Source organism: Aquimarina sp. U1-2, assembly GCF_017897595.1.
Taxonomy (GTDB): domain Bacteria; phylum Bacteroidota; class Bacteroidia; order Flavobacteriales; family Flavobacteriaceae; genus Aquimarina.
Genome location: NZ_JAGKIK010000038.1, coordinates 1 through 1180 on the forward strand (window position 1 = coordinate 1; position 1180 = coordinate 1180).

At 46.9% G+C, this 1180-nt stretch carries 1 rRNA gene; it reads right to left on the reverse strand.

What is annotated here, in order from left to right:
- Positions 1 to 1123: ribosomal RNA gene (locus J8281_RS18875) — 16S ribosomal RNA — on the reverse strand; the annotation flags it as partial.
- Between the last annotated feature and the right edge of the window lie 57 nt (positions 1124 to 1180).

Consider the following 1180-nt stretch of genomic DNA (forward strand, 5'->3'; position numbering starts at 1 on the left):
GCTGGCAACTAACAACAGGGGTTGCGCTCGTTATAGGACTTAACCTGACACCTCACGGCACGAGCTGACGACAACCATGCAGCACCTTGTGATCTGTCCGAAGAAAACTCTATCTCTAAAGCTGTCAGACCACATTTAAGCCCTGGTAAGGTTCCTCGCGTATCATCGAATTAAACCACATGCTCCACCGCTTGTGCGGGCCCCCGTCAATTCCTTTGAGTTTCATTCTTGCGAACGTACTCCCCAGGTGGGTTACTTATCACTTTCGCTTAGCCACTCAAACCAAAGTCCGAACAGCTAGTAACCATCGTTTACGGCGTGGACTACCAGGGTATCTAATCCTGTTCGCTACCCACGCTTTCGTCCCTTAGCGTCAATCAATTGTTAGTGATCTGCCTTCGCAATCGGTATTCTGTGTAATATCTATGCATTTCACCGCTACACTACACATTCTAACCACTTCACAATAATTCAAGACCTACAGTATCAATGGCAATTTTACGGTTGAGCCGCAAACTTTCACCACTGACTTATAAACCCGCCTACGGACCCTTTAAACCCAATGATTCCGGATAACGCTTGGATCCTCCGTATTACCGCGGCTGCTGGCACGGAGTTAGCCGATCCTTATTCGTAGAGTACCGTCAAATCACTAACTCGTAGTGAGCATTCTTCCTCTATAAAAGCAGTTTACAACCCATAGGGCAGTCTTCCTGCACGCGGCATGGCTGGATCAGAGTTGCCTCCATTGTCCAATATTCCTCACTGCTGCCTCCCGTAGGAGTCTGGTCCGTGTCTCAGTACCAGTGTGGGGGATCTCCCTCTCAGGACCCCTATCTATCGTAGCCTTGGTATGCCGTTACCATACCAACTAGCTAATAGAACGCATAGCCATCTTATATCAATAAATCTTTAATGTTAAAGTGATGCCACTTCAACATACCATGGGGTATTAATCCAAATTTCTCTGGGCTATCCCCCAATATAAGGTAGGTTCTATACGCGTTACGCACCCGTGCGCCGGTCGCCATCTATCTGCAAGCAGATAATGCTGCCCCTCGACTTGCATGTGTTAAGCCTGCCGCTAGCGTTCATCCTGAGCCAGGATCAAACTCTTCATCGTTTGTTCTTAAATAATAATACCAATAACAATACAACTAAAGTAAAATCTAACCTCATC